Below are 25,499 nucleotides of genomic sequence, written 5' to 3'. Positions count from 1 at the left end.
TGGGCGCGTAGCGCCAGAAAAGGAAATCTCATGACCGAATCCCTGCTCGATCGCGTACCCGTCATCCCGGTCGTCGTCGTCGAGAACATCGACCACGCCGTACCGATCGCCCGCGCGCTGGTGAAGGGCGGACTGCCCGTCATCGAGTTGACGCTCCGAACTCCGGTGGCGCTCGACGCGATCGAACGCATCGCCGCGGAGGTCCCCGACATCCTCGTTGGCGCGGGCACGATCGTCACTCCAGGTCAGGCGAAACAGGCCTTCGATGCCGGCGCTCAGTTCCTCGTCTCACCCGGCAGCACTCCGAACCTCACGGCAGCGATGCGGGACACCGGGCTTCCGCACCTGCCGGGAGCAGCGACCGTCTCGGAGGTGCTCGCACTCCTCGAGGCCGGCTACTCGGAACTGAAGTTCTTCCCCGCCGAGGCGTCCGGTGGTGCGAACTTCCTGAAATCGATCCACTCACCGGTGCCTGCCGCACGCTTCTGCCCGACGGGCGGAATCTCCACCGCCAACGCGTCGACCTACCTGTCGCTGCCGAACGTCGGCTGCGTCGGTGGATCGTGGATCACCCCGGCAGCCGTTCTCGCCGACGAGAACTGGGATGCCGTCTCCGCGCTCGCCTCTGCTGCGTCGGAGCTGAAGACAACGGCGTAATCACGTAATACAGTGCGTGCATGACGGACCCGAACCAGCCGTATCAGCAGTACTCGCCGCCTCCGCCGCCCCCGCCCAATGCGGGTTGGGCGGTGGCGGCGGCCATCTTCTTCTGGCCGCTCGCCTTCTCGGCGTTCACCCACTCGTCCAACGTGTACCCGAAGTGGGCGATGGGCGACTTCCACGGCGCGCAGTACGCGTCGGACCGCGCGAAGAAGTTGGGTCAGATCGCGCTGTGGATCTGGGTGATCTTCATTGTCGTGTTCATCGCCTTCTACATCCTCTTGTTCGCGTTGCTCATCAACTCGAACGACTGGAATTCGGTGTAGGCGAATTACATATGCCTCATCGTCTACACGGTGGAACCCGGTTCCTCGACCGAGCGCGTGCTTTCCGATCCTCGCGAGTTGGTGACGGGCACTGTCGGACCTGGTGATGACGCCAAAGTAGACTCCATAGACCGTGAGCCTCACCCTCGGAATCGTCGGACTGCCCAACGTCGGCAAGTCCACCCTCTTCAACGCGCTGACCAAGAACGATGTGCTGGCCGCGAACTACCCGTTCGCCACCATCGAGCCCAACGTCGGCGTCGTTCCGCTTCCCGATCCGAGGCTCGGCAAGCTCGCCGAGGTGTTCTCCTCGGAGAAGCTCGTGCCCGCGCTGGTGTCGTTCGTCGACATCGCGGGCATCGTCAAGGGTGCATCCGAGGGCGCAGGCCTCGGCAACAAGTTCCTCGCCAACATCCGTGAGGCCGACGCCATCTGCCAGGTCGTTCGCGTCTTCGCCGACGACGACGTCGTGCACGTCGACGGCCGGGTCGACCCCTCCGCCGACATCGAGGTCATCGAGACCGAACTCGCGATCGCAGACCTGCAGACGTTGGAGAAGGCCATCCCGCGCGTCGAGAAGGAAGCGCGGATCAAGAAGGACCGCAAGCCTGCGCTCGACGCCGCCATCGCTGCCCAGGCCGTCCTCAACGAGGGCAAGACGTTGTTCTCGCAGCGCGGCAAGTTGGACTTCGAGCTGCTCAAGGAATTTCAGCTCCTGACTACCAAGCCGTTCCTGTACGTCTTCAACGCCGACGAGTCCGTCCTCACCGACGACGCGAAGGTCGGCGAGCTCGCTCGTTCCGTCGCGCCGGCGGATGCGGTGTTCCTCGACGCCAAGATCGAGTCGGAACTGTTGGAGCTCGACGCCGAATCGGCGGCCGAATTGTTGGAGAGCGTCGGACAGACAGAACCGGGTCTCGACGCCTTGGCCCGCGCCGGCTTCCACACCCTCGGCCTGCAGACCTACCTCACGGCAGGTCCGAAGGAAGCACGCGCCTGGACCATCCACAAGGGCGACACCGCACCCCAGGCGGCAGGGGTCATCCACACCGACTTCGAACGCGGATTCATCAAAGCCGAAATCGTCAGCTACGACGACCTCATCGACGCCGGCTCCATGGCCGCCGCCAAGGCCGCTGGCAAAGTCCGCATCGAAGGCAAGGACTACGTCATGGTCGACGGGGATGTCGTGGAGTTCAGGTTCAACGTCTGAAACCCCAGCTGACACGCGCCTCACACCCCTCCGGTCCGCAGTAGCTTCCTGAAGCAGCTTCTCCACGGTCGGAGGGCCGCACTGTCCCCGAAGTCTGCGATAGTCTGCGTGTCGGCGGGGTGGGGCCCGCCTTCGAGACTGGGGGGTCTATGACGGGGGAGATGTTCGTGGACAGCGCTGCTGTTCGCGCTGCCGTGGCTGAGTTGGACGAGATCAACGAATCACTCCACACGGGTCTGCGAGTGGTTCGGGACGAGGTAGCCGGTCTACTCGGGTCGGGCTGGTCTGGTTCGTCGGCGAGCTTTTTCTCCGAGCACTTCGAGGATTTCAGTCGACACGCGGCGGAGATCGTGGAGGATGCCGACGCGATCGCGAAGCTGGTCCCGGAGGCGATTGCAGGCTACGACCGCACCGACACCGGCTCCGCGTCGACGATCTCCTCCCTCAACCTGTGAGCGTCTACGCGGTCGATGCCGAGATGCTCGCGGACGCGGAGCGTCGACTGTCGGACTTCGCTGATCACTGCGCGGAGCAGCTCCGTCGAGTGGAGGGGATCGTCGGCTCGAACCACCTCCGCTGGACCGGTGAGGGTGCGTCGGCGTACGAGTCCCGCCACTCCGACTGGGTGAGATCGGCAGCGTCGATGCGCGAGCACCTGGTCGCGATCCAACAGCGCGCGGGGACAGCGCGGGACGCGTACCGCGATGCGCTTGCGGCGAACTCGAAGATGTTCGGGTAGTCGATGAATCGATTGGGGGATCGATGCCGGCTGTGACGAACGACCCGGACTGGTTCTTTGCTGTCGCCGCCGCGGCAGACAACGCGAGCTTCACTGTCCGCGAGGCGATCACGTCAGCCTCTATCGCGCTCGACATCAGCGTCACGATGGCGGGGAACGACCAGGTCGGCACCGAGTGGGGGAAGGCGTACGACGGCGCGATCGGCGATCATATCCGCCAGGTCTGCCAGCTCGCGGATGCGTACGGCGCGATCGCGTCTCGCGCGTACCTCGCCGGTCTCAATCATCTCAACGCGGAGTATGTCGCGGGCGGTAAGCAGGGACCCGCCCCGGCTCCTCCTGCGCAGCCACGGTCAGCGGATCAGAGAGTGCCTTTCTCTCCGCCTCCGTCAGCTGTCGGTGAGAACGGGCCCGGGCTGAACTCCGATATCCCAGGGCTGGTCGCAGCGGTGGGCGTGTCCGTGCCTAACGCAGACCCGACCAGGCTCACGGCCGCGGGGGAAGCGCTCGACACCCTCCAGGCTCTGGTGAGGGACAAAGCCGACGATGTCCTGACCGCGACAGGCTCTCCGCCGGCTGGGTCCGGGCCGGATGCGTTCGCGCTCCACGAAGAGATCCTGAGCAACTTGATCGCGCCGGCCGGCCATCTTCAGGAGGAGGGTGCCACTCTCGCCTCCGCAGCGACATCGTTCGGTGTTGCGGTGGTGAACCGGCGGAACGAGATCGTCTCTGCGATCGACGAACTCGGCGTGTCCATGGTGGTGACTCTGTCTGTCGGCGTTGCAGCTACCCTCGTCACCGCCGGCGGGTCGGATCTCGCCGCCGCGGGGGTCACTGCTGCGCGGATTGCGTCGACAGGTCGGCGGATCTACAACGTGGTCCGCGCGCTTGAATCGGATGTCGTGGTGACGACCTCGGCGATGACCGAGATCAGAGCTGCAGGGGGGCTGGCTGCGCGGCTGTCGGAGACGATCGAGAAGCCACTCGCCTCTTTCGAGATCGACGAGGACGGCACGATCAAGACGTCGCCGGTCTTTCCGAAGTGGAAGCAGGATGCCTGGGAGAGATACCTCGCCAACGGCGGCGACCTCTCCATGGAGGAATGGAGCAAGAAGTACGACCAGCTGATGGCGAACGTCGGGAACGGCTCCGAGTGGGACATCGAGGTCGGTGAGCTGCTCGGGTACAACGAGGAGAACGGCTTTGTCGCGCAGTATCGGGATCCGTCGATCGCTGAAGACCGTGTCTGGGACTATGCAAACACGGATCCAGCGGTGCAGCTGCTCGTCGAGAACAAGTCCGGGCGGATCGATTACGTTCAGCTCGAGAAGGACGAAGAAGCGCTCCTCAACGGCTGGAACGTCCAGTACAACCTTCGCGATCCGATCTCACCGGCTCAGATTGCGCGGCTCGACGCGCTCGCGGCGAAGTATCCTGGTCAATTCACGTATCAATATCTCGGTGGAGGGGGATGACAGTGGCGAGTTCGAAGAACGGCCCGATCAGGGAGACGCCGGAGTATCGAGACGCACAGTCCGATCCCCGGTTCATTTCCTGGTTGAAGATGCAGGATGCGGCGATCGAGCTCGAATTCATCGTGTCCGACGTGCCGGAGCTGAAGCCGCATCTTTATACCCGCGAGGGAATCGTGATCGCAGAAAGTGCTGCGCTGGAACGGTTTCCGGGATGGCGCGAAGCGTTCAACTCCGACAATTTGACGCTCGCGATGAGATTCGTCTACTTCATTGGCGAGACAATTCGCAGACACACCGGTGGGCAATGGGTTGCGCTTCCTCAACTCCCGCCGAAATCGGGCGCGATACAGGCGATCGACGCCCCGTTCAGATCGGGCTTCTACGTCCCCACTGAGCTCCTTCAGGTGGCGCTTGCGCAGCGAACCGGCGACAAGATCGTGAGGGTCTTCGATCACGCCCTCCGGGCAGAGCAAGAGTGGGTCGACGCCGGTCGACCTGCGCGGACCTGAACGGACCGGGGAGAAACGTCAATCTCGTTCGAGTGGATCGGGATTCAAAGGTGGAAGGCGCGCGACGTTGATTCGGCCCACCTCGATGACATGTCCGAGGAGAGACCTCAGCCCGGCGAGGTATTCGCTGGCCTGACTGTCGGATCCAATCGTGAACCGCCTGGAAGACAACACCTGGGTGTACATCTCTTGCAGGAGTGAGTCGAGCGTGTGGAACGTGACCTCGAGGTTGCCGATGGCGCTCCGTGTGTCCACATCGACGATGAGGGGCACGGCTTCGACGGTTGCGCGATCGACGGGTTGAGGGCGCGGATCTCACGGACGACTTCGCGGACGTCCATCCCAGCCCGGAAGCCGAAGAGGTACATAGAGCAGAGGTCCGCAGACTCGCTGCTGTCTGCTTGCCGCGATGAGCCCCCGCTTCAACGTCTGACGCTCGGCATCGGTGCGCTGCTCCGCCCCTCGTTCCGCCCGGTCATCTCGGCATCGAATGTCTCCTGTGCGATGCGCATCTGCCGGGCGTACACGGGTTCCTGCAGACGCTCCCACATCACATTCTCCGGGACGTCCTCGACGTGGGTCACGATCCACCAGATGTTGCCGAACGGATCTTTGATTCGTCCGCCGCGTTGGCCGAAAGCGCTGTCGGCGACCTCGGTGACGACACGCCCGCCCGACGCGACAGCCTTGTCGACGGTGGCGGCCGCGTCGGGTACCCATACGCGAAGCAAGCTCGGCATGACGGGCCAGTCCGGAGCTCGGTCGAATGCCAGCACGATGGTGTCGCCGATTCTGATCTCCCCGTGACCGATCGCGCCACCCTCGGTGGCGACGCGGCCGAGTTCCTCGCCGTCGAACACCTGCGTGACGAAGTCGAGGAATGCACCGGTGTCGTCGGTGACGACCCAGGGGGCGACGCTCGTGTAGCCGGTCGGAGCGGCGTTGTTCTCGGAGGGCATGTGCGGTCCTTTCGCGGTCGACTCTCGTTTGTGGCCACGGTAGATCGGATTCAGGTCGACTTCGGTCCTGAATCCGCGGTTGAATCGCGCAGCCCAGAAGTTGATTTCTGCACGATTTTCCGGGCACTCGCCGCCGAGAGATTCGCTCGAAAGTCAAGCGGGGCAAAAGAACGCGTCATCCAAATCATCGTGAATCAAAATATTGTCGCCCCTGTTCGGTGCGTGATTGGATGTGCTCGGTCAGGAGGGTCCTCTCGAAACTCCAGCCATTTCGATTCCACGATTCTCTTCGTGGATCCCTCATGCCCGCACGACGAAACATCCTTCTACAAGGTCGGTTTCGTCGCGATCAAGGAGATCTGTTCCATGTCATCGAAGACTCTCTCATCACGACACCTCGCGCGTACGGTGGTCGCATCGTCCGTCGCGGTCGCAGCAGCGGCCCTTCTGGGTGCTGGTCCTGCGGCAGCAGCAGTGGACAGTTCGAACACCGGAGTCAGCGGAAACGGCTGGAACCTGACGGTCACCCAATCCGACACGGTCGTGAACAGTGTTGTGCCACTGAACTCGACGCCGTGGGACAAGGACCTCTTCGTCAGCGGACTCAACCACGCCGAAATCTCGGGCTCCGGAGACGACAAGATCACCAAGAGCACCCTCGAGGTGGGGTACGAGTTCGGATTTCAGTTCGACATTTCCAGCGGTCTGACGCTGGGGATCACTCCGAGCCTGTCGTTCCCGCTGTCGGAGAATCTGCTGACCGGTGCGCCTACCGTCGGCGTGACCCCGGGCCTCGGCGGCACCGCGTCCATCCCGATCAAGCCGGGTCCGGTCACCGAGGTCGCCATTCAGAAGAAGGAGTTCACCGGCAAGGACGCCGACGTCAACCTCAACAATGTCCACCTGCAGATCAACGGTGCAGCAGGCATCGTGACCGTGCGTCCGTACGCGAAGTTGACGACGTCCACGGCATCGTCCGACGACATCACCGTCACCTACGGCGCTCCGGTGGTCATCTGATCTGGTCATAGCATCGAGTTGTACCCCTTCGTTGTACGACAACGGAGGGGTACACATCTACTTCTTGCCGCGTAACCGCTTCTCCAACGGCGTCGGAAAGGACGGTACGACAGGTGTGCCGCCGAGCAGATCGGTGATCCGCCCGGCCTCGGCGGCGACCTCGTCGCGCTGAGGCCCGATGTCCTCGAACAACTCTGTGGCCACTTCGCCGGCCGGGGTGACGGCCCATCCGCCGACGATGCGGCCGTCGGACCAGATGGTGGGGCCGATGTTGCCGAAGGTGTCGAACAAAGGCGCCTTGTGCTCGCCGAGGTACCAGTGGCGATGCTTCCAGCCCATCGGCGTCGGATCGAGCGCGGGCAGCAGCATCACACCCGATACTTCGGTGTCGAAAGAGCTTTCTGCCAACATGATTCCGTCACCGACCGACAGATCCACATCGACGGTGTCGAGCCCGGCCAGTGCGGCCCTGGTCTGCGTCTTGTTCCACCCCGTCCACCACTGGAGGTCGTCGAACGTGGCGGGTCCGAACACTTCGAGCCACCGGTGTGCCAATTCTCGGCGCGCGTCGGCTTCGTCGACCTGCGGGATTCCATCCGGCCACCACTCCTGGATCGGCGCCCACGCGTGGCGGCGGGAAGTCCAGGCTCCCCGAGGTTCGACGCGAATCATCTTTCCCTCGGCGGCCATCATCACCAGGACCTGCGAGGTGACGTACCGCCTGACGTCGTAGGCCTTGTCGGTCGTCGGCAGAATGGCCGTCTTGAGCAAGGGGACAGCGGCGGAAAGTTCTGCGCCGGTGGCCGATCCGACGGACCGCAGCCGGGCCTCGGTCTCCTTCTCCACCTCCGCGAGCCAGGAGTGGACGTCGTCGAGAACAGGCTCGGTCGGAAGAGTGGAGACCTCCTTGATCAACCGGGCTCGCATCGTCCGCGCGACGCCGAGGCTGGCCGCCGCATGCACGACGGGAACGTCGTCGTGTGCCAGCACGAACAACGTCCGACGCATCGCCATCAACCGCACGAGCGATCGCCGGTCGTACATCGCAGCCCGAACATCCTCGAACGACAGTGATCGTGCGCGTGCGAGCACCGACAGGTAGACGGTCGCCGGATCGGTCGCATGCAACGCCAGTACGGAGGCCGTGACGTCCTCGGGGGACGAGGCGTCGGCGAAATGACGTCCGACGAGACGGGCTCGCCGCTGCGCATCGGTGATCTTCACGGGGCCATTGTGCCCGGTGCGTGAGCAGCCGCGCACTTTCGATGCTCGCCGCGAAGGTCACGACCACACTGCACCTGCCCGTGCCATGATGCACTCATGCATACGCCGCGTGAGATTCTGCGGGATCTGCCTGCCCATCGCCGGGAGACGTTCGAGCTGCGTCTCGAACGCTGGTGGCCGGATCTACACGACGCGGTCACCGCGCTCTACCCCGATCCCGACGCGGTTGCCGCGGCGCTCGTCGACGTCGCTGCCCGAGGCTTCGTCGCACGCTCCGAGGAACTGCACCGGCTGGACGAGCGCCGCCTGCTGCAGCCCGACTGGTTTCAGCGTCCGGAGATGTTCGGGTACGCCTGCTACGTGGATCGGTACTCCTCGACGCTGAAGGGCCTGGCCCACAGGCTCGACCACCTCGGCGATCTGGGGGTCACCTACCTGCATCTCATGCCGCTTCTGAGACCGCGCCCCGGCGACAACGACGGCGGATATGCCGTCATGGACTATCGCGCGGTACGGCCGGATCTCGGCACGAACGACGATCTGCGTGATCTTGCGACAACGCTTCGCGAACGCGGTATCAGCCCCGTCGTCGACCTCGTCCTCAATCATGTTGCCCGCGAACACGAGTGGGCGACGCGTGCGCGCGCGGGAGATCCCCGGTACCGGAACTACTTTCACATCTTCGCCGATCGCGACACCCCGGACGCGTACGAGCGCACACTGCCCGAGGTCTTTCCCGATTTCGCGCCTGGCAGCTTCACGTTCGATTCCGAACTCGGAGAATGGGTCTGGACGACGTTCAACGAATGGCAGTGGGATCTGAACTGGGCCAATCCCGAGGTGTTGCTCGAATTCGCCGATATCGTGCTGCATCTGGCGAACCTGGGCATCGAGGTGTTGAGGCTCGACGCGATCGCATTCCTGTGGAAGCGGCTCGGCACCAACTGCCAGAACCAACCCGAGGTACACGCCATCACCCAGGCGCTGCGCGCCACGGCTCGTATGGCGGCTCCGGCGACGCTGTTCAAGGCAGAGGCCATCGTCGGGCCTCGTGATCTGTTGCCCTATCTCGGGCTCGGCCGGCACACCGGGCGAGTGTCGGACATCGCGTACCACAACAGCCTGATGGTTCATGTCTGGTCGATGTTGGCCTCCGGCAGTGCGGCTTTGGCGCGCCACGCGCTCGGTTCACTGCCGCCGACGCCGCCCAATGGAACGTGGGTCACCTACATTCGGTGTCACGACGACATCGGATGGGCCATCGACGACGGTGACGCGTCCGACCGCGGCATCACCGGCGAAGGCCATCGACGCTTTCTGTCCGACTGGTACTCAGGCGAATTCGACGGATCGTGGGCCGAGGGCGTGGTCTTCCAGTACAACAGGGACACCGGTGATCGCCGAATCAGCGGCACTACTGCAGCGTTGAGCGGCCTGGGGCACTCGCGCCGAGATCCGGACGGCGGATTCGCGCGAATCTTCCTGGCACATGCGATCGTCGCGGTGTGGGGCGGCATTCCCGTCGTGTGGAGCGGTGACGAACTGGGATCGCCCGGCGACCCGGACTGGGCCGCGGAACCGGGCCACGAAGACGACAACAGGTGGGTGCACCGTCCTCGCGTCACCGACGCCGACCGGGCCCGACGCTTCGAGCAGGGGAGCGACGCGCAGCGGGTGTTCGACGGAATCGCCCGCATCGCGCGAGTCCGTGCAGGTCTGCCGATGCTGCACGCCGAAGCCCCCGTGGAGGTACTGCCCGACGTCGACGACGGTCTCCTCGTCGTCGCCAGGCGGCACCCCAGCGGCACCCTCGTCGGGATCTTCAACGTCACGGGCAGCTATCGTTCGTTTCCGTACTCGCGGCTGGTGGAATCGGGCCTTGCGCCCCGCGAGGTCCTGTCCCAACACGAACTCGTAGCCGACGAGGACGGTCTCACCTGGCTCCCGCCGTATGCGGCCTGGTGGATCGTCTGAGCCTCAGAACGGGTACGCGCTCTCTGCCCGTGCACGGCTGAGGGCCCGCGCCCACCAAGTCAGTTGATCGAGCATCGCCTTGGCGTATCCGGCGGATTCGGAATCGACAGGACTACCGTCCTTCCAGGCGGTGTAGTAGTTGGCGAACGTCAAACCCTGCTGGATCGTCACTGCGCCCAGTTCGCTGAGTACGTTCTCGAGGTGCGCCGACGCATGCCTGCCTCCTGCGGCTCCGCCGTAACTGATCAGCCCGACGGGTTTGGCTGCCCACTGTGTGAAATGCCAGTCGATCGCAGCTTTCAGCGAGGCAGGGAAACTGTGGTTGTACTCGGGCGTCACCAATAAGAACGCGTCTGCGGACTCGAGAAGCGCAGTCAGCCCCGCCATCGCGTCCGGCCTCGGGTACGAGTCACCCTCCAGCTTCGGCGAGCTGTCGGGCAGCGCGAGCGGGATGTCGAACTCGGCGAGATCGACGACCGTGACGGCGAAGGCGCCGTGTGCGTTCGATTGTTCGGCGATCCATTCGGCGACGACGGGTCCGAACCGGCCGTCGCGAACGCTGCCGATGACGATCACGAGTCTCAATTCTTCTGTCATATCGTCATCGTGGGCTTCGGAACGACGCACAGGAAGACCGCGGATTGGGTAGTACCGCGAGGGCTACCCACTCGGCGGTCGTGCGTCGTAACGTAGGGGGATGAGTACGCCGCTGGGCGACTTCCTGCGCGCCCGAAGAGACAGCACGTCGCCCCAGTCGTTGGGCTTGACCGGTGGAGGTAGGCGACGCGTCCCCGGGGTGCGCCGATCCGAGTTGGCGGCACTTGCCGGGATCAGCGTCGAATACCTCATCCGCATCGAACAGGGGCGTGATCGCAACCCGTCGCCGCAGATCGTTCGGGCACTTGCCGATTCGCTCGATCTCGATGCAGGTGAGCGTGAACACCTCAGGAATCTGACGAAGATCACCGCCGGTGCATGCTCAGGCGGCCGCGCCGTCGATCCACTGCTCACGGTTCGGCCTGCGGTTGCATCGATGATCCGGCTTCTCGAACCGGGAATCGCGTTCTTGACCAACAGAATCGGCGACCTGCTCGCCTGGACGGACACGTTCGATCTCGTCGCGGGCCCCTGCGGCCTTCTCGACAACAGCCGGCCGAACCTGACCCGGTTCGTGTTCGTCGACGAGCGCGCCCGAACGGTCTTTCCCGAGTGGAATTCGCTCGCCGACGAGTGCGCATTCGATCTGTGGACGGATCGATCCGCGTCACTCGTCCAGTTGTCCGAACCATCAGCTTCGCTGCTGGAAGAGCTGTCCGCCGAAGCGGGGGACGAGCTGACGCGCAGGCTCAACGGCAACAGCGTGCCGGAACGAGGGCGATTGACGTGGACACATCCCGATGTCGGCCCGTTGCATCTGGATCGTGAGGTGCTGGAGCTACCCGCTGCCGACAATCAACAGCTCGTCGTACTGCTTCCCGCCGACGACCGATCCGCTGAGGCAATACGTACCCTGCGTGCGCAGGCGTCGTTGCCGCTTCGTGCTGTGAACTGACTTCGCTGCCGTCCCGAGCACCGACGGATAGGCGCAGGCGTTACTTCCCTGTTACCCTGCCACCCGACGGTCGGTCGGATTCGGACGATGGGGATTTCACATGCTTTCTCGTGCCCGCAGCTCAGTTGGGTCACTCCGCAGGCTGCGCTCCAGCCCAACCGGGTCACTCCGCAGGCTGCGCTCCAGCCTCGTGCTGGGAGTGGTGACCATGTTGATCACGGCATTCGCCGCCACATTCGTCGGCACGGGCATAGCGCAGGCGGAATCCGCGCTCGTCTACGTCCACTCCAATGCGATGAACAAGGACATTCCGGTCAAGGTCCTCAAAGCTGCCGGCGACGGACCCGCTCCGACGATCTACCTGCTCGACGGCCTGCGCGCACCCGACGACAACAACGGCTGGCTCATCGAGACCGACGTGGAGCAATTCTTCGCCGACAAGCACGTCAACGTCGTCATCCCGTTCGGCGGCGGCGGAACGTTCTACACCGACTGGGAGAAGCCAGACCCCAAGCTGGGTGTCGTCAAGTGGGAGACCTTCCTGACGCAGGAGCTGCCCCCGGTCATTGCCGACCAGTTCGGCAGCGACGGCGTCAACAACGCAGTCGCAGGCCTGTCGATGAGCGGCACCTCCGCACTCAACCTCGCCGCCCACCACCCGGACTTCTACAAGGCGGTCGCGTCGTTCAGCGGTTACCCGTCGGCGAGCAGCCCCGGTTACGCCCAGGGTATTCAGGTCTCGGTCGGCGAAATGGGCGGCAACGCACGCAACATGTGGGGTGCATGGCCGTCGGCGACGTGGCTCGCCAACGACCCGCTGCTCAACGTCGGCGCGCTGCGTAACACGTCGGTGTTCGTTTCGGCGGGCACCGGATCGCCACTGACCGACCCCACGGTCAATCCCGTCAGCGCAAGCTTCGACCCCGTCAAGTTCGCGCAGATGGTTCCACTCGAGACTGCATCCGGTATCAGCAGCCGCGCCTACGTCGCGGCGCTGCGTGCGGCAGGCATCGCCCCGGAGGTGCGCATCACCGGCACCGGCACGCACTGGTGGAACTTCTGGGAACAGCACTTGCACGAGGCGTGGTTCACCACATTCGCTCCGGCGTTGGGTCAGTAAGCACCCCTCTTTCGCATCGATGGCGCATTCAAGCTGACAGACAGCTTGAATGCGCCATTCATGCGTTCGGGGTCGGCCGTCAGTCCCGCATCGATGGCGCGTCGAACGTGTCCAACGGTTGCCACGGACTCGCGATGCCGTCAGGGTGGAGGTCATGACCGCACCCAAGATCGACGTCGACTACACCGTCCTCGATTGCCCGGACACCGAAGCGCTCGCTACGTTCTACGGCAAGGTGCTCGGCTGGAAGCTCGCCGACACCGACACGAGTTGGACTGTGCTGCAAGGCCCGGGTGAGCTGCGGCTCGCCTTCCAGCAGGCACCGGACTTCACCCCGCTGGACTGGCCGTCGGACGGGATCAAGATTCACCTCGATTTTGTCGTCGACGACATGGAGGCGAGCGAGAAACATGTGCTCGGGCTCGGCGCGACGAAGCTCGAAGGCAACGAGAACCACCCAGGGTTCACGGTGTTTCGCGATCCCGTCGGGCACATCTTCTGCCTGTGTCGGTGCCACTGATTACTATTCGCGCATGAGCAGCTTCCTCGTCGAACGTAAGACCGTGATTTCCGCATCTCCCGACAAGATTCACGAACTGCTGGACAACTTCCACCACTGGCGCAGTTGGTCACCGTGGGAGGACGCCGACCCGGATCTGAAGCGCACCTACACCGGTCCCGACGCGGGTGTCGGCGCAGCGTACTCGTGGTCCGGTAACCGCAAGGCCGGTGCGGGCAACATGACCATCACCGAATCGAAGCCCGGTCAGCTCGTGCAGTTGACCCTCGTGTTCACCAAGCCGTTCAAGGCCACCAACGTCACTACCTTCACCATCGACCCCGGCGCCTCGGGCAGTGAGGTCACCTGGGCGATGACGGGAAAAAACAACCTGCTCTTCAGCCTGGTGGGCAAGATCTTCCCGATGGACAAGGTCGTCGGGAAGGACTTCGAGAAGGGCCTCGCACAGCTGAAGACGCAGGCGGAGAAGAGCTAGGCGGCCAGTTCGTACTGCCCGAAGGTGGCCTGCACCTGCAGCCACTGGGCAAGGATCTGGCAGCCGGTCAAGCCGCTCGCGTCGAGAGGCTCGGTCGCATAAGCGATGTGACGGTCACCTGCAGGGTTCGACACCCGCACGTTGCGCCATGCCAACGTGCGGGGCAGGTAGCCTTTGAGTTCTGCCGTCGCGATGCGCACACGCCGACAGTCTCGGCGCCACTGCCGGGGAGTGAACCGGGTCTTCCTGGCGTTCTGAAATTCATTGCTGCGCAGCAGCGTCCACAGCTGACGGATCCACAGTTTCGTGGTCCGAAAGGACATGAACCGGGTCAGATCGGCGATGTCGCGGATGTAGCTGTCCTCGCTGGCGTTGCAGATCATGTCCTGCGGATGGCCGATCCACATCACCGATACGTCGTCGGGAATCTTCGGCCCGACGCCTGCGACGCCGCTGCCCTCGCACCCGGGCACCGACCCTGCAGGTTGCTGTGGATCCGAGATCAGTCCGGCCGCGACGACCGACGGCAGCCTCACCTCGCCCGATGCCATTCGGCCCAGCACCTCGCGAATGACCGAACACCCCTGCGAATAGCCGATCAGTGCGACGGGGCCGTCGGTCGAATCGATGGCGGCGATCAGCCGCCTCACCCCGACTCGGGTGCTCTGGCAATAGCTCAACCCGCCGATCGCGACAGGCCCGTACGACGCCGGATAACCGACCCACCGTGCAGTGAATCGACTGTCCAGAGGCCCGGTCACGCGGCTCAGAAGTCCGGTGACGGCAGTGCGGTGATCGGCGGGATGCGATTCCCCGGTGCCACCCACTGCCAGAACCGTCACCTGTGTCATGGACACCATCATGGCCGGGAAAGCTGAGACGGACGCCTGCCCGACCCTGAGAAGACTCTGGCAAGTCCGGTGACTACCGGACGATCGCGCGGCCGAGGGGCAGCCCGCGCCCACCCGTCGAGCGGCTCATCGCGTCGAGGAACAGGTACGCGCCGACCACGACGAACGAGAAGACGAAATATCCGCCGATCGACGTCTGCGACGTGCTGGCGTTCGAGGTGCCGAGAAAAACGAAGAGCAGGGCGAGGTCGATCAGCGCGAACAGCACCGTGAATGCGAGCGGCAAGCGCAGACTCGCGACGGTCAGCAGCACGATGACGACGAGCCACGTGAGCAGGAAGAGTTTCTGCGTTGCCACGGCGTCGTCGGCCACGATGCCGAACCAGTCGTTCGTCAGACCGAGGACGAGCAGGGCATAGCTCAGCCAGAATCCGGTGAAGATGCCGAACACACTGGCGACGGCGTTCTGGTCCCGGCTCGCCGCCCACACGGCAGCGACGAGTTGGCCGATTGCCGTGGCAGCCAGAATGATCGGGATCGACGCGCCGGTAGCGGCGGCGGGCACGTAGCCGGTGAGCACGAGTCCCAGTGCGATCGAACCGACCAGGAACGTGGGTACCCCGATCAACGCCGGATCGGCTACCGGTGATCCGGGACCGGCAGGGGCAGGCGATTCTGCGAGGGGTGCGTTCGTGGGTGCGTCTGTGGTTGTCATGGCCGCAAAGCTACGAACTCGCTTCCGCCCCCGGCGCGGTTTCCAGGCCGCAGCTCGCCGTAAACAGCCCGAACGGGCAGGGGAGAGCTAACCGGAGCGCGCTGTCCTGCGCAGCGCGCGGGCGACGTCGTCGACGGCGTCGTGCATCAGCTGCTCGTAGACGTCCGGGTCCGGCACTGCGGAGCTCGCCGATGTGATGGCGATGGTGACGACGTCGCCGATGCCGTGGACGCCGTGGGTCAGGCTCATGACGGGCGAGAGCGCTGGGAATCCTGCGGTGAACCGCACGGGCCCACCGCCGAGCGTCAGATCGGCGGGGCCTCGCGCGACGGAGGACACGACGGTGTTTCCGGTGACGGTCTCGGGTATCGCGGTCGCGTCGAACTGGCGGATTCCCCAGCGCAGGAGAAGTGCCGGCACCATCTCCGCGGCACGAGCCTGGGCCTCCATCGCGGGATGGTCGGCGCGTGTACGGCGAGCGTCGAGGGATGCGGAGATACGCGACGCTCGTATCCGAAGGTCGTCGATCTCTGGATGGAGATCCACTCCGGCATTGCGAAAGTGATTGCGCGCGCGGCGATCACCGCCCATGGCCATCGTGACCTCGGCACCGAGCTCGCCTGGAACCGTGTCGCCGTGCTGTACGAGGTAGCGCGAGAGTGCACTGGATACTGCCGTCAGCGCGCCGACGGTCACCGTCGTCGCACCGCGCGCCAACTCGGTCCGATCTCGAACGATGGTTCTGACCGACGTGGTACCGCGGGGCGCGATGTTGACACGCGTTCTCGGTCGACCCGGGGCTTGCGGTGGCACGCGGCCTGCGGCGGTGTCGTCGCGAAGAAGATGGTCGAACTCGCGGGCTCGGCGCGCCCGGGTCACGAATTCCGCAGGGTTCGGCCGCCGATGCGGCGCGATCGAGGGTGCGCGCTGGTCGTGGTCCCCGAGGATACTTCGGGCCAGAGCCGACACGAGCTGTCCGTCGCCGAGGGCGTGCGAGAACTGCAGTACGACGACGAGGGCAGGCTCGGTGCAGCGAGGAGCGCCGGTCACCTGTTCGAAGAGATGAATCCGCCACGGCTGTTCGCGGGGATCGACCTGGTCCGCGAACAGCGCAGCCACCGCGGTCAGACATGATCTCCACTCGCCGGGACATCCATGATCGACGACGCGGTCCAGGCCGACCGGCGCCGGGGCGGTGCGCGGGTAGCCGAAGTGCGAGTCCTGGATACGCAGACCGAGGTCGGCGATGCCGCGGGCTCTGCCGATCAGGTCCGCGGAGACGCTGGTGGCCGAACTGGACGTCTCGAAGCAGAACAGCGCGAATTGGTCGTTCGGGATGACGGAGGACATCCAGTAGGTCTGTGCGTCGGTCGGATGCAGACGTCCTGGCATCGGTTCAGGATAGCCGAATCGACAGCGCTCAACTGCAACAGGTTCTAATATTGTGCGGATGGAGCGGCTGAGCGGACTCGACGCAAGCTTTCTGTATCTGGAGACCACCACCCAGCCGCTCAACGTGTGCGGCGTCGTCGTACTCGAGCCCGTGGGTGGCGACGTCCGGTACGACGCCGAGTCGCTGAAAGCAGAACTCGGCAGGCGTATCGAAGCCATTCCCGCGCTCCGTAAGAAGCTGTACGACAGTGTCTTCAACCTGGAGCATCCCGTGTGGATCGAGGACGAAGACTTCGACATCGATCGACACTTCCATCACATGACGGTGCCTGCACCCGGAGGACGCACCGAGATCGCCTCTGCATGCGCACATTTCGCCGCGCAGGCCCTCGATCGTTCGCGGCCGCTGTGGGAGTTGTGGGTGCTCGACGGTACGGCGGACGGCAGTACGGCGATCTTCCTGAAAATGCACCACTCCACCGTCGACGGCGTATCCGGCGCGAACATCATCTCGCAGCTGTGCAGTCTCGATCCCGGCGCACCTGCGCCTGCTCCTGTCGACGGGGTCGGTTCGGTCAACACCTTCGATCTCGCTGTGGGAAGCCTGATTTCGTTCGCGAGTCGGCCACTGCACTTGGCCACGATCCTGCCCGCTACCACGCGGATTCTGACCGGATGGATCGGGCGCGCACGTCGGGGTGAGGCGATGCCCGCGCCGTTCGCCGCGCCGCGAACGCCGTTCAACGGGACGCTGACGTCGCATCGCGTCGTCGCATTCGCGCAACTTCGGCTCGCAGATGTCAAAGAGATCAAGAACGCGTTCGGCGCCAAGGTCAACGATGTCGTGTTGGCGATGTGCGCCGGAGCGCTCCGGATCTATCTCGACGGTATCGGCGAGCTGCCGGACGACTCGCTCATCGGCGTCGTTCCGGTGTCGGTGCACGACACGAGCGGAAGACCCGGTACCAATCAGGTCTCCGCCATGTTCGCGTCACTGGCCACCGATATCGCAGATCCCGTCGAGCGACTGCGGGCCATCTCGAAAAGTCACGAGGTCGGCAAGGATCACAACAGGGAAATCGGTGCCACGCTGTTGCAGGATTGGGCCCAGTTCGCTTCTCCTGCAACGTTCGCCGTCGCAATGCGGGCATATGCGGCGCTCGATCTGGCCGAGCGGCATCCCGTCGTCCACAATCTCGTCGTCTCGAACGTGCCGGGTCCGCCGATGCCCCTGTACTTCCTCGGTGCGCGGGTGACCGGTCTGTATCCGCTCGGGCCGATCATGCACGGCGCGGGGCTGAACATCACGGTGATGTCCGGTGACGGCCGTCTCGACGTCGGGCTGATCGCGTGCCGGGAGCAGGCCCCGGACCTGCAGTCGCTGGCCGATGCCATGGAGACGTCGTTGAACGAACTGCTGGAAGCGGCACGGACACGAGCGGGGGAGATCTGATGCGCGTTCTGATCACGGGCGGCACCGGGTTCGTCGGCGCCTGGACGGCCAAAGCCGTCGCCGACGCAGGCCACGATGTCAGGTTCCTGGTACGCGATCCTGCCAGGCTCGAGACGAGTGCCACCTCGATCGGTGTCGCGATCGGCGACTTTCGCCTCGGCGACATCACCGACAAGGAATCGATCGAACGTGCCATGGGTGGGTGCGACAGTGTGGTGCACGCGGCTGCCGTCGTCGCCACCGATCCCGGCCGGGCACAGGAGATGCTGACGACCAATCTTGCAGGCGCAGAGAACGTTCTGGGTACTGCGGCGTCGATGGGACTCGACCCGATCGTCCACGTCTCCAGCTTCACGGCGCTGTTTCACCCCGGTCTGGACATGCTGACGGCGGATCTGCCGGTGGTCGGCGGAACCGATGCATACGGTCGATCGAAGGCGCAGGTCGACCTCTATGCGCGCGGCATGCAGGACGGCGGTGCCCCGGTGGTGATCACGTATCCCGGCATGGTTCTCGGGCCGCCGGCAGGCAATCAGTTCGGCGAGGCTGCCGAAGGTGTCGAAGCCGCACTGAAGATGCGGGTCCTTCCGGGGCGGAGTGCGGCGTGGACCGTCGTCGACGTCCGTGATCTCGCGGCGGTGCATGCCGCCGCGCTGGAACCGGGACTCGGACCCCGCCGCTACATGGTCGGGGGAACGCGGCTGTCGACGGCCACCATCGCCGAGCTTCTGCGCGGCGCGTCGGATTCGGTAGTGGTGCCGATTCCGGTGCCCGACATGACACTTCGCATCCTCGGTAAGGCGTCCGATGCCATCGATGCCGTGCTGCCGTTCGATACTCCGGTGTCTCGGTCACCGATATCGGAGGCGGCCATGCAGTACTACACGCAGATGCCGTGCTCGGACGACACCGCCACCGCCCGCGAATTGAACGTTCGGTTTCGAGAACCGAACGATACATTCGCTGCGACGGTGGCGGGTCTTCGAGATGTCGGGAGGCTGTGAAGAGTCAGGCCACGTTCACGAGACCGACCGTCGGGAAGAAGAAGCAGCTCTTCTCGCCTGCAGGCGTGTTGTGCGTGACGTTGCCGAAGACCGCGGCGAGCACTGTGCCGGAACCGGTTTCGACCGGGGCGAGGCGCGCACCGGCAGCGGGAAGGCCGGCGACGAAGTTGCCCAGCGCCTGGCGGGCGAGATCTGCAGGTATCCCCGTCAGACCACTGTTGGAGATGATCGACTCCACGAGAGTGGTTGTCGCTCCGCCCATGTCGGCGAATCCGCCCTTCAGCGTGTTGACGTTGAACCACGCGACCTGCATTCCGGACTTGTTCGCCGAGTCGTCGACGATTCCGGCCGGGACGAACGCGAACATCGTCTCGCCCTTCTCGACGGCGTTCAATGCGGGCAGCTGAGGCAGCGGCGCGGGAAGCGCGGGGAGCTTCACGTTCGGCCACGGCCCACCCGCCGCGCCTGCGACGGCCGGAGCGATATCGAGCGGGAGGCCAGGCACGGCAGCGCAGTTGATCGACGCCGTCGGGTAGAAGAACGGAGTGATACCGAGGCTGGTGAGGACCTCGTTCGCAGCGTCGAGCGCGGCGAGCGGATTGGAATCCGTGGTCTCGGCGACGTCGGTGCGCGTATCTGCAATGGCGGTTGCTGCTGCCAGTGCGGGGTCCGCTGCGGCAGTGCCCTGAGCCTGCAGAGTCGACAATGCCGTCGACAGTGGATCGAGTGGCGCCGGATCTGCTGTCGCCGTTGCCGGCAGAGCGAGCAGAGCTGCGCAGGACAGTGCGACTGTTCCCGCTACGCGGCTGAACCGACGAGACATGTGTGACTCCTGTGACTCATGAGGCGAATGTTACGAATGAGGTGATCCGACCACATGTTCCGTTACATTCTCAAGTCGAGAAGTCCTCGGTTATTCAATCGATACGCAATGCGCTATCCGATATTGATGCCGTAGTCGCGAACAATTCCTTCGAGCCCGGACGCATATCCCTGGCCGATCGCGCGGAATTTCCATTCCTGACCACGGCGGTACAGCTCACCGAACACCATCGCGGTTTCGGTCGATGCGTCCTCGGACAGATCGAATCGAGCGAGCTCGCGATTGTCGGCTCTGTCCACCACCCGTATGAATGCATTGACGACCTGGCCGAAGTTCTGTCCCAGTGCGTCGGCGTCGTGGATCGAGACGGGGAAGACGATGGAGTCGACGTCGGGGGAGAGCGCCACCAGGTCGATGTCGATGCTCTCGTCGTCGCCCTCTCCTTCGCCGGTCCGGTTGTCGCCGGTGTGCTCGATGGCGCCGTCCGGTGAACGGAGGTTGTTGTAGAAGACGAAGAAGAGGTCGTTGACGGACTTCTTGTTCACGTCGAGTCCGATGGCGCTGGCATCGAGGTCGAAATCTCCACCGGTGGTGCTGCGTACATCCCAGCCGAGTCCGATCGAGACTGCGGTGAGATTCGGTGCTTGTTTCGACAGCGAGACATTTCCGCCCTTCGCAAGGGTGACGCCCATGTTCTCAACTCTCCTTCGCTTGTGCCGACGTGTGTCATCCACAGTAGGTGAAGGGTGTTCTCATCGAGTACGTATGCGGCTCCCGAGGCAGGTGTGACTAGCGGTACGGGAGTGATTGTGGTGGAATACGCAAACCACGGAAAATATCAGCGTCGGCGCCGAAGTAGCCGGCGACACGCCGTAAGAGAACAATCACGCCGTAAGAAAACAATGTTGGGGGCGAAATCGTGCACGTATCGCGACGCGAACTGTTCAAATACGCCGCGGTGGGTTCGGCCGCCGCTGTCGGCTTGGCCGCCTTGAGCGCGCAATCCGCGCACGCCGACGGACTGGGAACGCTGATCGACTACTCGGGTGGGGTGCCGTCGCCGGAATCGATCCGTGCCGCAGGTCATCTCGGAGCCATCCGGTACGTGTCCGATCGCAGGCCGGGCGCCGAATGGATGCTCGGCAAGCCGATCGAGCGTGACGAGGCCGACGCGCTGACCGAGGCAGGGCTAGAGGTGGTGTCCAACTACCAGTTCGGCAAGGGTGAGACGTCGGATTGGAAGGGCGGGTACGCAGCCGGGGTCAAGCACGCGACGCGTGGGTTGGAACTGCACCGAGCCGCAGGTGGGCCCGAGGGAAGGCCCATTTACGCCTCCATCGACGACAACCCGACCGCCGTCCAGTTCGCGACGATGATCGCGCCGTACATCCTCGGCTGGGAATCGGTCGTCGGACCGGAGAACACCGGAATCTACGCGAATTCGCCGACCATCGAACTGGCGTCCGTCGCCGGTCTCGGGCAGTGGTTCTGGCAGCACAACTGGGGAACTCCGAAAGGCTTTCGGCACCCGAAAGCGCATCTGCACCAGGTCCAGATCGACAAAGGAAAAGTCGACGGAATCAACGTCGATATCAACGTAATTCTGAAGCCCGACTACGGCCAATGGTCGTTGGCCTGATCATCTCCGAAAGAAAAGCGCCATGAATCTCATCGATGTAATTTATGCAATTGCCGCGTACGTCTATCAGGCGATATCGGATTCGTTCGGTTCCTGACGAGAAGTTCTCGATTCGATCTGCAACAACACGAATGCAATTGCCGCCAGCACGGCGACCGCGACGGAGAAGACGACGCCAGCGGTGACGAGTCCCCAGGCATTCGCCGCCTCGCCCGCCCCGATGACCGGCACCGAAATGGCGATGTAGAGGACGACGAAGAACGTCGACGTCACCTCGGCACGTCGATCTGCGGGTAGCTCGGCCGTCACGGCCGCCATTCCCTTGCTGAACGTGATGCCCTGTCCGATACCGCAGACGACAGCGCTGACGATCAGTAGCGGCAACGACGCGAGTAGAAGCGACGCGCACAAGGCCGCGACGCCTGCGACCAACACGACGCACCCCGCGCGCAGAGCAAACGAGGTGCCGAGACCCCGCAGTACGATCTGTGCCGCAGCCGAACTCGCGAACATCAGGAACACCACGGTCCCGCTGACGGCATGGTCGTCGATACCGAGCACCCCGCTCATGAAGCCGGGGGAGACGGCGGTGAACAGGCCGAGAACGGCGAAGCCCGCGAAGCCACCGATCACCGCGCGAAGGAATGTGCCGCGAATAGGGGCGGGGATCGAGAGTCGCTGCATGTGCGGACGAGCCCCTGCGGCGACGCGGACGGTCTCCGGAGCCAGCACGACAGCGACGGCGGCAACCAGCAGAAGAGCGATGTCGACGACGAACGTCAGATGCAGTGGTTGGGGCAGGTACTGCACGAGCAGACCGGCAACGAGCGGTCCGAGGCCGAGTCCGCCGATGTTGGCGGCGGTGGCGATCGCGGGAGCGTGTGCCCGCCACTTGTCCGGCACCATCTCCACGAGTGTCACCGTCGCGGTCCCGACGAAGATGCCTGCGGACAACCCGGACAGAACGCGTCCGATCAACAGCTCTGTGAGAGAACCCGCGAAGACGAAGACAAGCGCGCTCACGACGCCGAAAGCGATCCCCGCCAGGAGCATCGGCCGTCGCCCGAGACTGTCGGACCACCGACCGAAGGCGAGAAGCGCCGTGAGAACGCCGATCGCGTACGCGGCATAGATGACAGTGACGACGAGAACCGAGAATCCGAACTCGGCTTGATACAGCGAGTAGACCGGAGTGGGCATCGTGGTGCCCATCATGACTACGGCAAATGCATAGGTGATCGCTACGAACGCGGCGGGTCTGCTCACGAGCAGACCCTACTCACGTACGAACTCAGGCGACGTAGAAGGTTCCGATAGTGGGAAGGAAGCTGCACGTGCGCGGCGCGGCGGAAGGATCTTCCTTCGACTGCGTCGTGATGGAGCCGGAGATGACGGCAAGGACGCGACCTGCGCCGGTATCGGCGATGGCGGAGATCGTGGCCGGGCCGTCCGGGTTGATCCGTGACGCTCCGGTCAGATCCTGCGTGCCGGTGCGACGGTTGTCGAGGTTGAGCCACGTGACGGTCAGCGGCGCTTCCTGGGTCTCGGCGATCGGTGAGGTGCCTAGTGCGGTGAAGACGAAGCCGGCTTGCCCTGCGCCTGGTCCGGGCGGTGGCAGTGTCGCGGGGCCGGGAACGGCCAGTGCACTGCCGACCGAATCGGCGGTGTCCGAGATGCAGCCCTTACCGATGGTGGGGTAGAGGAACTGCGAGATGGCCGGGCCTGCCTCCGGAGGGAGTTCCGGTCCGCCGCCGCCCGAACCGTCGAGGAACGTGATGACGGATTCGAGAGTGGACTTCACCTGGTCCGGCAGTGCCGAGTTGGCCAGAAGTGCACGAGCCTGGCCGAGCAGGTCGGCCTGCGGGCCTGCCGCGACGTCGGTCGGTCCTGCTACTGCGCCCAGAATTGCCGGAGCGAAGGACGCGAGTGCCTCGATCTGTGCGTAGTCGGGAAGCGGCTGATCGGGAATGGGAAGAATCAGCGGTGGCAGCTCGGCTGCGGGCGGCGCCGGCTCGGCCGACGCGGCGGTCGGCATAGCGAGAGCGGCGGCAGCTGCAACAGCGACAAGAGCAGCAGCCCTGCGCTTTACCCCGAAACGAAGCACTTGTTTCCCCATCCTGATAGTCGAGCTCGCGGCTAAGCGGTTCCTGGCTCGAGGGGTCACTCTATGTATCGGACCCTCCCTTGTACAGCCGGTGCCGCCATTACGCTCCGTGGCAGATTAGCCTGTTGCAGGAGTGAATGGTGTTAAAGGTGATGCAAATGTTATTTGTGACAATGCATCATTCGAGAGCCTTGGATATGTGAAGTGATTTTGTGAACCACGCAGGGGTTCCCTATAGGCTCGCCGCGTCGATCTCGAACCGAGGCGACACGAGGACACCACGCGAACGGGAGCAGACACGACATGAACCGGATGGTTCGAGTTGCCCCCGTTCTGTTGCTGCTGTCCGTCGTGGCGCGGCTCGCATGGGCCTTCCTGACCCCGAACGGCATGAATCTCGTCGACCTGCACGTCTACGTCGACGGTTCGGCCGCGCTGCTCCGAGACGATCTCTACGACTTCACGTACTCCGAGGAGACCCCGGACTTTCCGCTGCCGTTCACGTACCCACCGTTCGCGGCGCTCGTGTTCTTCCCTCTCCACTACCTGCCGTTCACCCTCGTGGGCGTGTGCTGGCAGCTCGCGACCATCGGGGCGATGTTCCTGCTGATCAAGTTCAGCCTCCAGCTCGTGGCTGCCGATCGGGACTGGACTCGCATCGCAATGGCGTGGACGGCACTGGCGCTGTGGACCGAACCCGTACGCACCACGCTGGACTACGGGCAGGTCAACGTATTCCTTGCGCTCGGCGCGCTCGTCGCGATTCGCAGTGCCCGCTGGTGGCTGGCAGGCGGTCTCGTCGGGTTCATCGCAGGCATCAAACTCACACCTGCGATCACCGGTCTGTACTTCCTCGCGACCAGACGGTGGAAGGCCGCCGGGTTCTCGGCCGTCGCGTTCGTCGCCACCGTCGGAATCAGCTACCTCGTCCTCGGTCACCAAGCGGGCACCTATTTCACGACGCTGCTGGGCGACGCGGACCGCATCGGCCCCGTCGGCTCCGTCTGGAACCAATCGCTGCGCGGTGCGATGAGCCGGATCGCGGGCCACGACGTCGGATCCGGACTCGTCTGGATCGCAGGCGTCGTGGTGGTCGGCGCGCTCGCGTTCTTCGCGTGGCGCGCGCTGCGGCCGGGCGACCGGCTCGGCACGCTGCTCGTCGTGCAACTTCTGGGTCTGCTGATCTCGCCGATCTCGTGGTCGCATCACTGGGTATGGGTGATGCCGCTGCTGGTGTGGCTGCTGCACGGACCGGATCGGCATCGGCTCGGCACCAGGATCGTCGCCGGGTACTGGCTCGCGACGACCCTCGTCGGAGTTCCCTGGATACTCAGCTTCTTCCAGGACTCCATCTGGCTCGTCTCACGACCAGCCGTTCTCGCCTGGCTGGGAACCGTCGACGTCCTCGGTGCGGTGCTCGTGTACGCCTGGACCATCTACCTCGGGTTCAGTCGTCGGGAAGCAGAGCATCTATCGCGTGCGCCAGGTGCACATCCTTCTTCGTGAGACCACCGGCCGAATGCGTCGAGAGCCGAAACGTGAGTTTTCGCCAACGAATGTCGATGTCGGGATGGTGATCGGCTGCCTCCGCCGCATCCGCGACGCGGGAAACGAACTCGATGGCCGCTGGAAACGTCGGAAGCTCGACGGTGCGGCTGATCTCCGACCCGTCGAGTGTCCATTCGGGAAGCCCGGTGAGAGCATCGTCGATCTCGGAGTTCAACAGAATTCGTTCACTCATGAATCGATGGT

Annotated in this window: 29 protein-coding genes; 17 read left to right on the top strand and 12 right to left on the bottom strand. The window is 64.3% G+C overall.

Annotation, left to right across the window (positions count from 1 at the left end; all coding sequences use genetic code 11):
* Nucleotides 1–30 precede the first annotated feature (30 nt).
* The 7 genes from eda to RY1_RS18810 all read left to right on the top strand — a co-directional run bounded on the left by eda (nt 31) and on the right by RY1_RS18810 (nt 4,922).
* On the top strand, nt 31–657 hold the full coding sequence (eda, locus tag RY1_RS18840) for a bifunctional 4-hydroxy-2-oxoglutarate aldolase/2-dehydro-3-deoxy-phosphogluconate aldolase (protein ID WP_072805559.1): 627 nt from the start codon (nt 31–33) through the stop codon (nt 655–657).
* Nucleotides 658–677: 20 nt separating this feature from the next.
* Complete coding sequence (locus RY1_RS18835; protein ID WP_072805558.1) at nt 678–986, top strand: CD225/dispanin family protein; 309 nt, start codon at nt 678–680, stop codon at nt 984–986.
* 133 nt (nt 987–1,119) lie between these two features.
* Nucleotides 1,120–2,199, top strand: coding sequence for a redox-regulated ATPase YchF (gene ychF / locus RY1_RS18830; protein WP_072805557.1), 1,080 nt, complete (start codon nt 1,120–1,122; stop codon nt 2,197–2,199).
* Between the two features lie 149 nt (nt 2,200–2,348).
* On the top strand, nt 2,349–2,654 hold the full coding sequence (locus RY1_RS18825) for a WXG100 family type VII secretion target (protein WP_072805556.1): 306 nt from the start codon (nt 2,349–2,351) through the stop codon (nt 2,652–2,654).
* A complete protein-coding gene (locus RY1_RS18820) occupies nt 2,651–2,938 on the top strand; it encodes a WXG100 family type VII secretion target (RefSeq protein WP_072805555.1) in 288 nt (95 codons plus the stop codon). The genes RY1_RS18825 and RY1_RS18820 overlap by 4 nt, the downstream gene beginning before the upstream one ends.
* 23 nt (nt 2,939–2,961) lie before the next feature.
* A complete protein-coding gene (locus RY1_RS18815; RefSeq protein ID WP_072805554.1) occupies nt 2,962–4,413 on the top strand; it encodes a hypothetical protein in 1,452 nt (483 codons plus the stop codon).
* Nucleotides 4,410–4,922, top strand: coding sequence for a hypothetical protein (locus RY1_RS18810; RefSeq protein WP_139279917.1), 513 nt, complete (start codon nt 4,410–4,412; stop codon nt 4,920–4,922). The genes RY1_RS18815 and RY1_RS18810 overlap by 4 nt, the downstream gene beginning before the upstream one ends.
* A gap of 18 nt (nt 4,923–4,940) precedes the next feature.
* Here the strand turns inward: RY1_RS18810 and RY1_RS18805 are convergent, their stop codons facing one another.
* Both RY1_RS18805 and RY1_RS18800 read right to left on the bottom strand, forming a co-directional pair.
* The gene (locus RY1_RS18805) at nt 4,941–5,195 is read right to left on the bottom strand and encodes a hypothetical protein (RefSeq protein WP_072805552.1); all 255 of its coding nucleotides are present in this window, start codon (nt 5,193–5,195) and stop codon (nt 4,941–4,943) included.
* Nucleotides 5,196–5,344: 149 nt separating this feature from the next.
* Nucleotides 5,345–5,881 carry a VOC family protein gene (locus RY1_RS18800; protein ID WP_072805551.1) on the bottom strand — a complete coding sequence of 179 codons (537 nt, stop codon included), beginning with the start codon at nt 5,879–5,881 and terminating at the stop codon, nt 5,345–5,347.
* Between the two features lie 366 nt (nt 5,882–6,247).
* Between RY1_RS18800 and RY1_RS18795 the strand changes: the two genes are divergently transcribed.
* Nucleotides 6,248–6,901, top strand: a complete 654-nt coding sequence (locus RY1_RS18795; RefSeq protein WP_139279916.1) for an MspA family porin — start codon at nt 6,248–6,250, stop codon at nt 6,899–6,901.
* Between the two features lie 57 nt (nt 6,902–6,958).
* Here RY1_RS18795 and RY1_RS18790 read toward each other — a convergent pair whose 3' ends face one another.
* Complete coding sequence (locus tag RY1_RS18790; protein WP_072805654.1) at nt 6,959–8,125, bottom strand: winged helix DNA-binding domain-containing protein; 1,167 nt, start codon at nt 8,123–8,125, stop codon at nt 6,959–6,961.
* Nucleotides 8,126–8,221: 96 nt separating this feature from the next.
* Between RY1_RS18790 and RY1_RS18785 the strand changes: the two genes are divergently transcribed.
* On the top strand, nt 8,222–10,099 hold the full coding sequence (locus RY1_RS18785; RefSeq protein WP_072805549.1) for an alpha-amylase family protein: 1,878 nt from the start codon (nt 8,222–8,224) through the stop codon (nt 10,097–10,099).
* Between the two features lie 3 nt (nt 10,100–10,102).
* On the opposite strand, the gene RY1_RS18780 is transcribed toward RY1_RS18785, so the two are convergent.
* Nucleotides 10,103–10,696 (bottom strand): NADPH-dependent FMN reductase, encoded by a 594-nt coding sequence (locus tag RY1_RS18780; protein WP_072805548.1) that lies wholly within the window; start codon nt 10,694–10,696, stop codon nt 10,103–10,105.
* Between the two features lie 100 nt (nt 10,697–10,796).
* On the opposite strand from RY1_RS18780, the gene RY1_RS18775 reads away from it, so the two are divergent.
* The 4 genes from RY1_RS18775 (at nt 10,797) to RY1_RS18760 (ending at nt 13,766) form a co-directional block, all read left to right on the top strand.
* On the top strand, nt 10,797–11,651 hold the full coding sequence (locus tag RY1_RS18775; protein WP_072805547.1) for a helix-turn-helix domain-containing protein: 855 nt from the start codon (nt 10,797–10,799) through the stop codon (nt 11,649–11,651).
* 208 nt (nt 11,652–11,859) lie between these two features.
* Nucleotides 11,860–12,771, top strand: coding sequence for an alpha/beta hydrolase (locus RY1_RS18770; RefSeq protein ID WP_174565429.1), 912 nt, complete (start codon nt 11,860–11,862; stop codon nt 12,769–12,771).
* A 154-nt stretch (nt 12,772–12,925) separates the two neighbouring features.
* Nucleotides 12,926–13,291 carry a VOC family protein gene (locus RY1_RS18765; RefSeq protein WP_072805653.1) on the top strand — a complete coding sequence of 122 codons (366 nt, stop codon included), beginning with the start codon at nt 12,926–12,928 and terminating at the stop codon, nt 13,289–13,291.
* Between the two features lie 13 nt (nt 13,292–13,304).
* On the top strand, nt 13,305–13,766 hold the full coding sequence (locus RY1_RS18760; RefSeq protein ID WP_072805545.1) for an SRPBCC family protein: 462 nt from the start codon (nt 13,305–13,307) through the stop codon (nt 13,764–13,766).
* Here the strand turns inward: RY1_RS18760 and RY1_RS18755 are convergent.
* The 3 genes from RY1_RS18755 to RY1_RS18745 all read right to left on the bottom strand — a co-directional run bounded on the left by RY1_RS18755 (nt 13,763) and on the right by RY1_RS18745 (nt 16,724).
* Nucleotides 13,763–14,617: a PE-PPE domain-containing protein gene (locus RY1_RS18755; RefSeq protein ID WP_072805652.1), complete on the bottom strand. Its 855-nt coding sequence runs from the start codon at nt 14,615–14,617 to the stop codon at nt 13,763–13,765. The genes RY1_RS18760 and RY1_RS18755 overlap by 4 nt on opposite strands.
* Before the next feature lie 73 nt (nt 14,618–14,690).
* Nucleotides 14,691–15,332 carry a GPR1/FUN34/YaaH family transporter gene (locus RY1_RS18750; protein ID WP_072805544.1) on the bottom strand — a complete coding sequence of 214 codons (642 nt, stop codon included), beginning with the start codon at nt 15,330–15,332 and terminating at the stop codon, nt 14,691–14,693.
* Nucleotides 15,333–15,419: 87 nt separating this feature from the next.
* Nucleotides 15,420–16,724: a WS/DGAT domain-containing protein gene (locus RY1_RS18745; protein WP_072805543.1), complete on the bottom strand. Its 1,305-nt coding sequence runs from the start codon at nt 16,722–16,724 to the stop codon at nt 15,420–15,422.
* Between the two features lie 58 nt (nt 16,725–16,782).
* Here RY1_RS18745 and RY1_RS18740 point away from each other — a divergent pair, with 58 nt between their 5' ends.
* Together RY1_RS18740 and RY1_RS18735 are read left to right on the top strand one after the other, a co-directional pair.
* Nucleotides 16,783–18,177: a WS/DGAT/MGAT family O-acyltransferase gene (locus tag RY1_RS18740; RefSeq protein WP_072805651.1), complete on the top strand. Its 1,395-nt coding sequence runs from the start codon at nt 16,783–16,785 to the stop codon at nt 18,175–18,177.
* A complete protein-coding gene (locus RY1_RS18735) occupies nt 18,177–19,181 on the top strand; it encodes an NAD-dependent epimerase/dehydratase family protein (protein ID WP_072805542.1) in 1,005 nt (334 codons plus the stop codon). The genes RY1_RS18740 and RY1_RS18735 overlap by 1 nt, the downstream gene beginning before the upstream one ends.
* Before the next feature lie 4 nt (nt 19,182–19,185).
* On the opposite strand, the gene RY1_RS18730 is transcribed toward RY1_RS18735, so the two are convergent.
* Both RY1_RS18730 and RY1_RS18725 read right to left on the bottom strand, forming a co-directional pair.
* Entirely contained in the window at nt 19,186–20,004 is an 819-nt protein-coding gene (locus tag RY1_RS18730) for a hypothetical protein (protein WP_072805541.1), read from the bottom strand.
* Between the two features lie 113 nt (nt 20,005–20,117).
* Nucleotides 20,118–20,696 carry a TerD family protein gene (locus RY1_RS18725; RefSeq protein ID WP_072805540.1) on the bottom strand — a complete coding sequence of 193 codons (579 nt, stop codon included), beginning with the start codon at nt 20,694–20,696 and terminating at the stop codon, nt 20,118–20,120.
* A gap of 227 nt (nt 20,697–20,923) precedes the next feature.
* Between RY1_RS18725 and RY1_RS18720 the strand changes: the two genes are divergently transcribed.
* The gene (locus tag RY1_RS18720; RefSeq protein WP_072805539.1) at nt 20,924–21,643 is read left to right on the top strand and encodes a DUF1906 domain-containing protein; all 720 of its coding nucleotides are present in this window, start codon (nt 20,924–20,926) and stop codon (nt 21,641–21,643) included.
* 66 nt (nt 21,644–21,709) lie between these two features.
* On the opposite strand, the gene RY1_RS18715 is transcribed toward RY1_RS18720, so the two are convergent.
* Together RY1_RS18715 and RY1_RS18710 are read right to left on the bottom strand one after the other, a co-directional pair.
* Nucleotides 21,710–22,909: an MFS transporter gene (locus RY1_RS18715; RefSeq protein ID WP_072805538.1), complete on the bottom strand. Its 1,200-nt coding sequence runs from the start codon at nt 22,907–22,909 to the stop codon at nt 21,710–21,712.
* 25 nt (nt 22,910–22,934) lie between these two features.
* Entirely contained in the window at nt 22,935–23,759 is an 825-nt protein-coding gene (locus RY1_RS18710) for an Rv1157c family protein (protein ID WP_072805537.1), read from the bottom strand.
* A gap of 291 nt (nt 23,760–24,050) precedes the next feature.
* On the opposite strand from RY1_RS18710, the gene RY1_RS18705 reads away from it, so the two are divergent.
* Nucleotides 24,051–25,253: a mannosyltransferase gene (locus RY1_RS18705; RefSeq protein ID WP_084727557.1), complete on the top strand. Its 1,203-nt coding sequence runs from the start codon at nt 24,051–24,053 to the stop codon at nt 25,251–25,253.
* Here RY1_RS18705 and RY1_RS18700 read toward each other — a convergent pair.
* Nucleotides 25,195–25,488, bottom strand: a complete 294-nt coding sequence (locus RY1_RS18700) for a 4a-hydroxytetrahydrobiopterin dehydratase (protein WP_072805535.1) — start codon at nt 25,486–25,488, stop codon at nt 25,195–25,197. The genes RY1_RS18705 and RY1_RS18700 overlap by 59 nt on opposite strands.
* Nucleotides 25,489–25,499: the final 11 nt, after the last annotated feature.

Origin of the sequence: Rhodococcus yunnanensis NBRC 103083 (genome assembly GCF_001895005.1) — a bacterium.
In the GTDB taxonomy this organism is placed as follows: Bacteria; Actinomycetota; Actinomycetes; order Mycobacteriales; family Mycobacteriaceae; genus Rhodococcoides; species Rhodococcoides yunnanense.
The sequence above is the reverse complement of the archived record's forward strand: the minus strand, read 5'-3'. Positions and strand labels throughout refer to the sequence as shown.

What these genes read in the sequence shown, in the direction of transcription:
- RY1_RS18760 (WP_072805545.1), top strand. Translation starts at nt 13,305, where the DNA reads ATGAGCAGCTTCCTCGTCGAACGTAAGACCGTGATTTCCGCATCTCCC.
- RY1_RS18705 (WP_084727557.1), top strand. Translation starts at nt 24,051, where the DNA reads ATGAACCGGATGGTTCGAGTTGCCCCCGTTCTGTTGCTGCTGTCCGTC.
- RY1_RS18780 (WP_072805548.1), bottom strand. Translation starts at nt 10,696, where the DNA reads ATGACAGAAGAATTGAGACTCGTGATCGTCATCGGCAGCGTTCGCGAC.
- RY1_RS18735 (WP_072805542.1), top strand. Translation starts at nt 18,177, where the DNA reads ATGCGCGTTCTGATCACGGGCGGCACCGGGTTCGTCGGCGCCTGGACG.
- RY1_RS18750 (WP_072805544.1), bottom strand. Translation starts at nt 15,332, where the DNA reads ATGACAACCACAGACGCACCCACGAACGCACCCCTCGCAGAATCGCCT.
- RY1_RS18800 (WP_072805551.1), bottom strand. Translation starts at nt 5,881, where the DNA reads ATGCCCTCCGAGAACAACGCCGCTCCGACCGGCTACACGAGCGTCGCC.
- RY1_RS18770 (WP_174565429.1), top strand. Translation starts at nt 11,860, where the DNA reads ATGTTGATCACGGCATTCGCCGCCACATTCGTCGGCACGGGCATAGCG.
- RY1_RS18745 (WP_072805543.1), bottom strand. Translation starts at nt 16,724, where the DNA reads ATGCCAGGACGTCTGCATCCGACCGACGCACAGACCTACTGGATGTCC.
- RY1_RS18725 (WP_072805540.1), bottom strand. Translation starts at nt 20,696, where the DNA reads ATGGGCGTCACCCTTGCGAAGGGCGGAAATGTCTCGCTGTCGAAACAA.
- RY1_RS18775 (WP_072805547.1), top strand. Translation starts at nt 10,797, where the DNA reads ATGAGTACGCCGCTGGGCGACTTCCTGCGCGCCCGAAGAGACAGCACG.
- RY1_RS18815 (WP_072805554.1), top strand. Translation starts at nt 2,962, where the DNA reads ATGCCGGCTGTGACGAACGACCCGGACTGGTTCTTTGCTGTCGCCGCC.
- RY1_RS18765 (WP_072805653.1), top strand. Translation starts at nt 12,926, where the DNA reads ATGACCGCACCCAAGATCGACGTCGACTACACCGTCCTCGATTGCCCG.
- RY1_RS18710 (WP_072805537.1), bottom strand. Translation starts at nt 23,759, where the DNA reads ATGGGGAAACAAGTGCTTCGTTTCGGGGTAAAGCGCAGGGCTGCTGCT.
- RY1_RS18835 (WP_072805558.1), top strand. Translation starts at nt 678, where the DNA reads ATGACGGACCCGAACCAGCCGTATCAGCAGTACTCGCCGCCTCCGCCG.
- RY1_RS18795 (WP_139279916.1), top strand. Translation starts at nt 6,248, where the DNA reads ATGTCATCGAAGACTCTCTCATCACGACACCTCGCGCGTACGGTGGTC.
- RY1_RS18825 (WP_072805556.1), top strand. Translation starts at nt 2,349, where the DNA reads ATGACGGGGGAGATGTTCGTGGACAGCGCTGCTGTTCGCGCTGCCGTG.
- RY1_RS18740 (WP_072805651.1), top strand. Translation starts at nt 16,783, where the DNA reads ATGGAGCGGCTGAGCGGACTCGACGCAAGCTTTCTGTATCTGGAGACC.
- RY1_RS18785 (WP_072805549.1), top strand. Translation starts at nt 8,222, where the DNA reads ATGCATACGCCGCGTGAGATTCTGCGGGATCTGCCTGCCCATCGCCGG.
- RY1_RS18700 (WP_072805535.1), bottom strand. Translation starts at nt 25,488, where the DNA reads ATGAGTGAACGAATTCTGTTGAACTCCGAGATCGACGATGCTCTCACC.
- RY1_RS18730 (WP_072805541.1), bottom strand. Translation starts at nt 20,004, where the DNA reads ATGTCTCGTCGGTTCAGCCGCGTAGCGGGAACAGTCGCACTGTCCTGC.
- RY1_RS18755 (WP_072805652.1), bottom strand. Translation starts at nt 14,617, where the DNA reads ATGACACAGGTGACGGTTCTGGCAGTGGGTGGCACCGGGGAATCGCAT.
- eda (WP_072805559.1), top strand. Translation starts at nt 31, where the DNA reads ATGACCGAATCCCTGCTCGATCGCGTACCCGTCATCCCGGTCGTCGTC.
- RY1_RS18810 (WP_139279917.1), top strand. Translation starts at nt 4,410, where the DNA reads ATGACAGTGGCGAGTTCGAAGAACGGCCCGATCAGGGAGACGCCGGAG.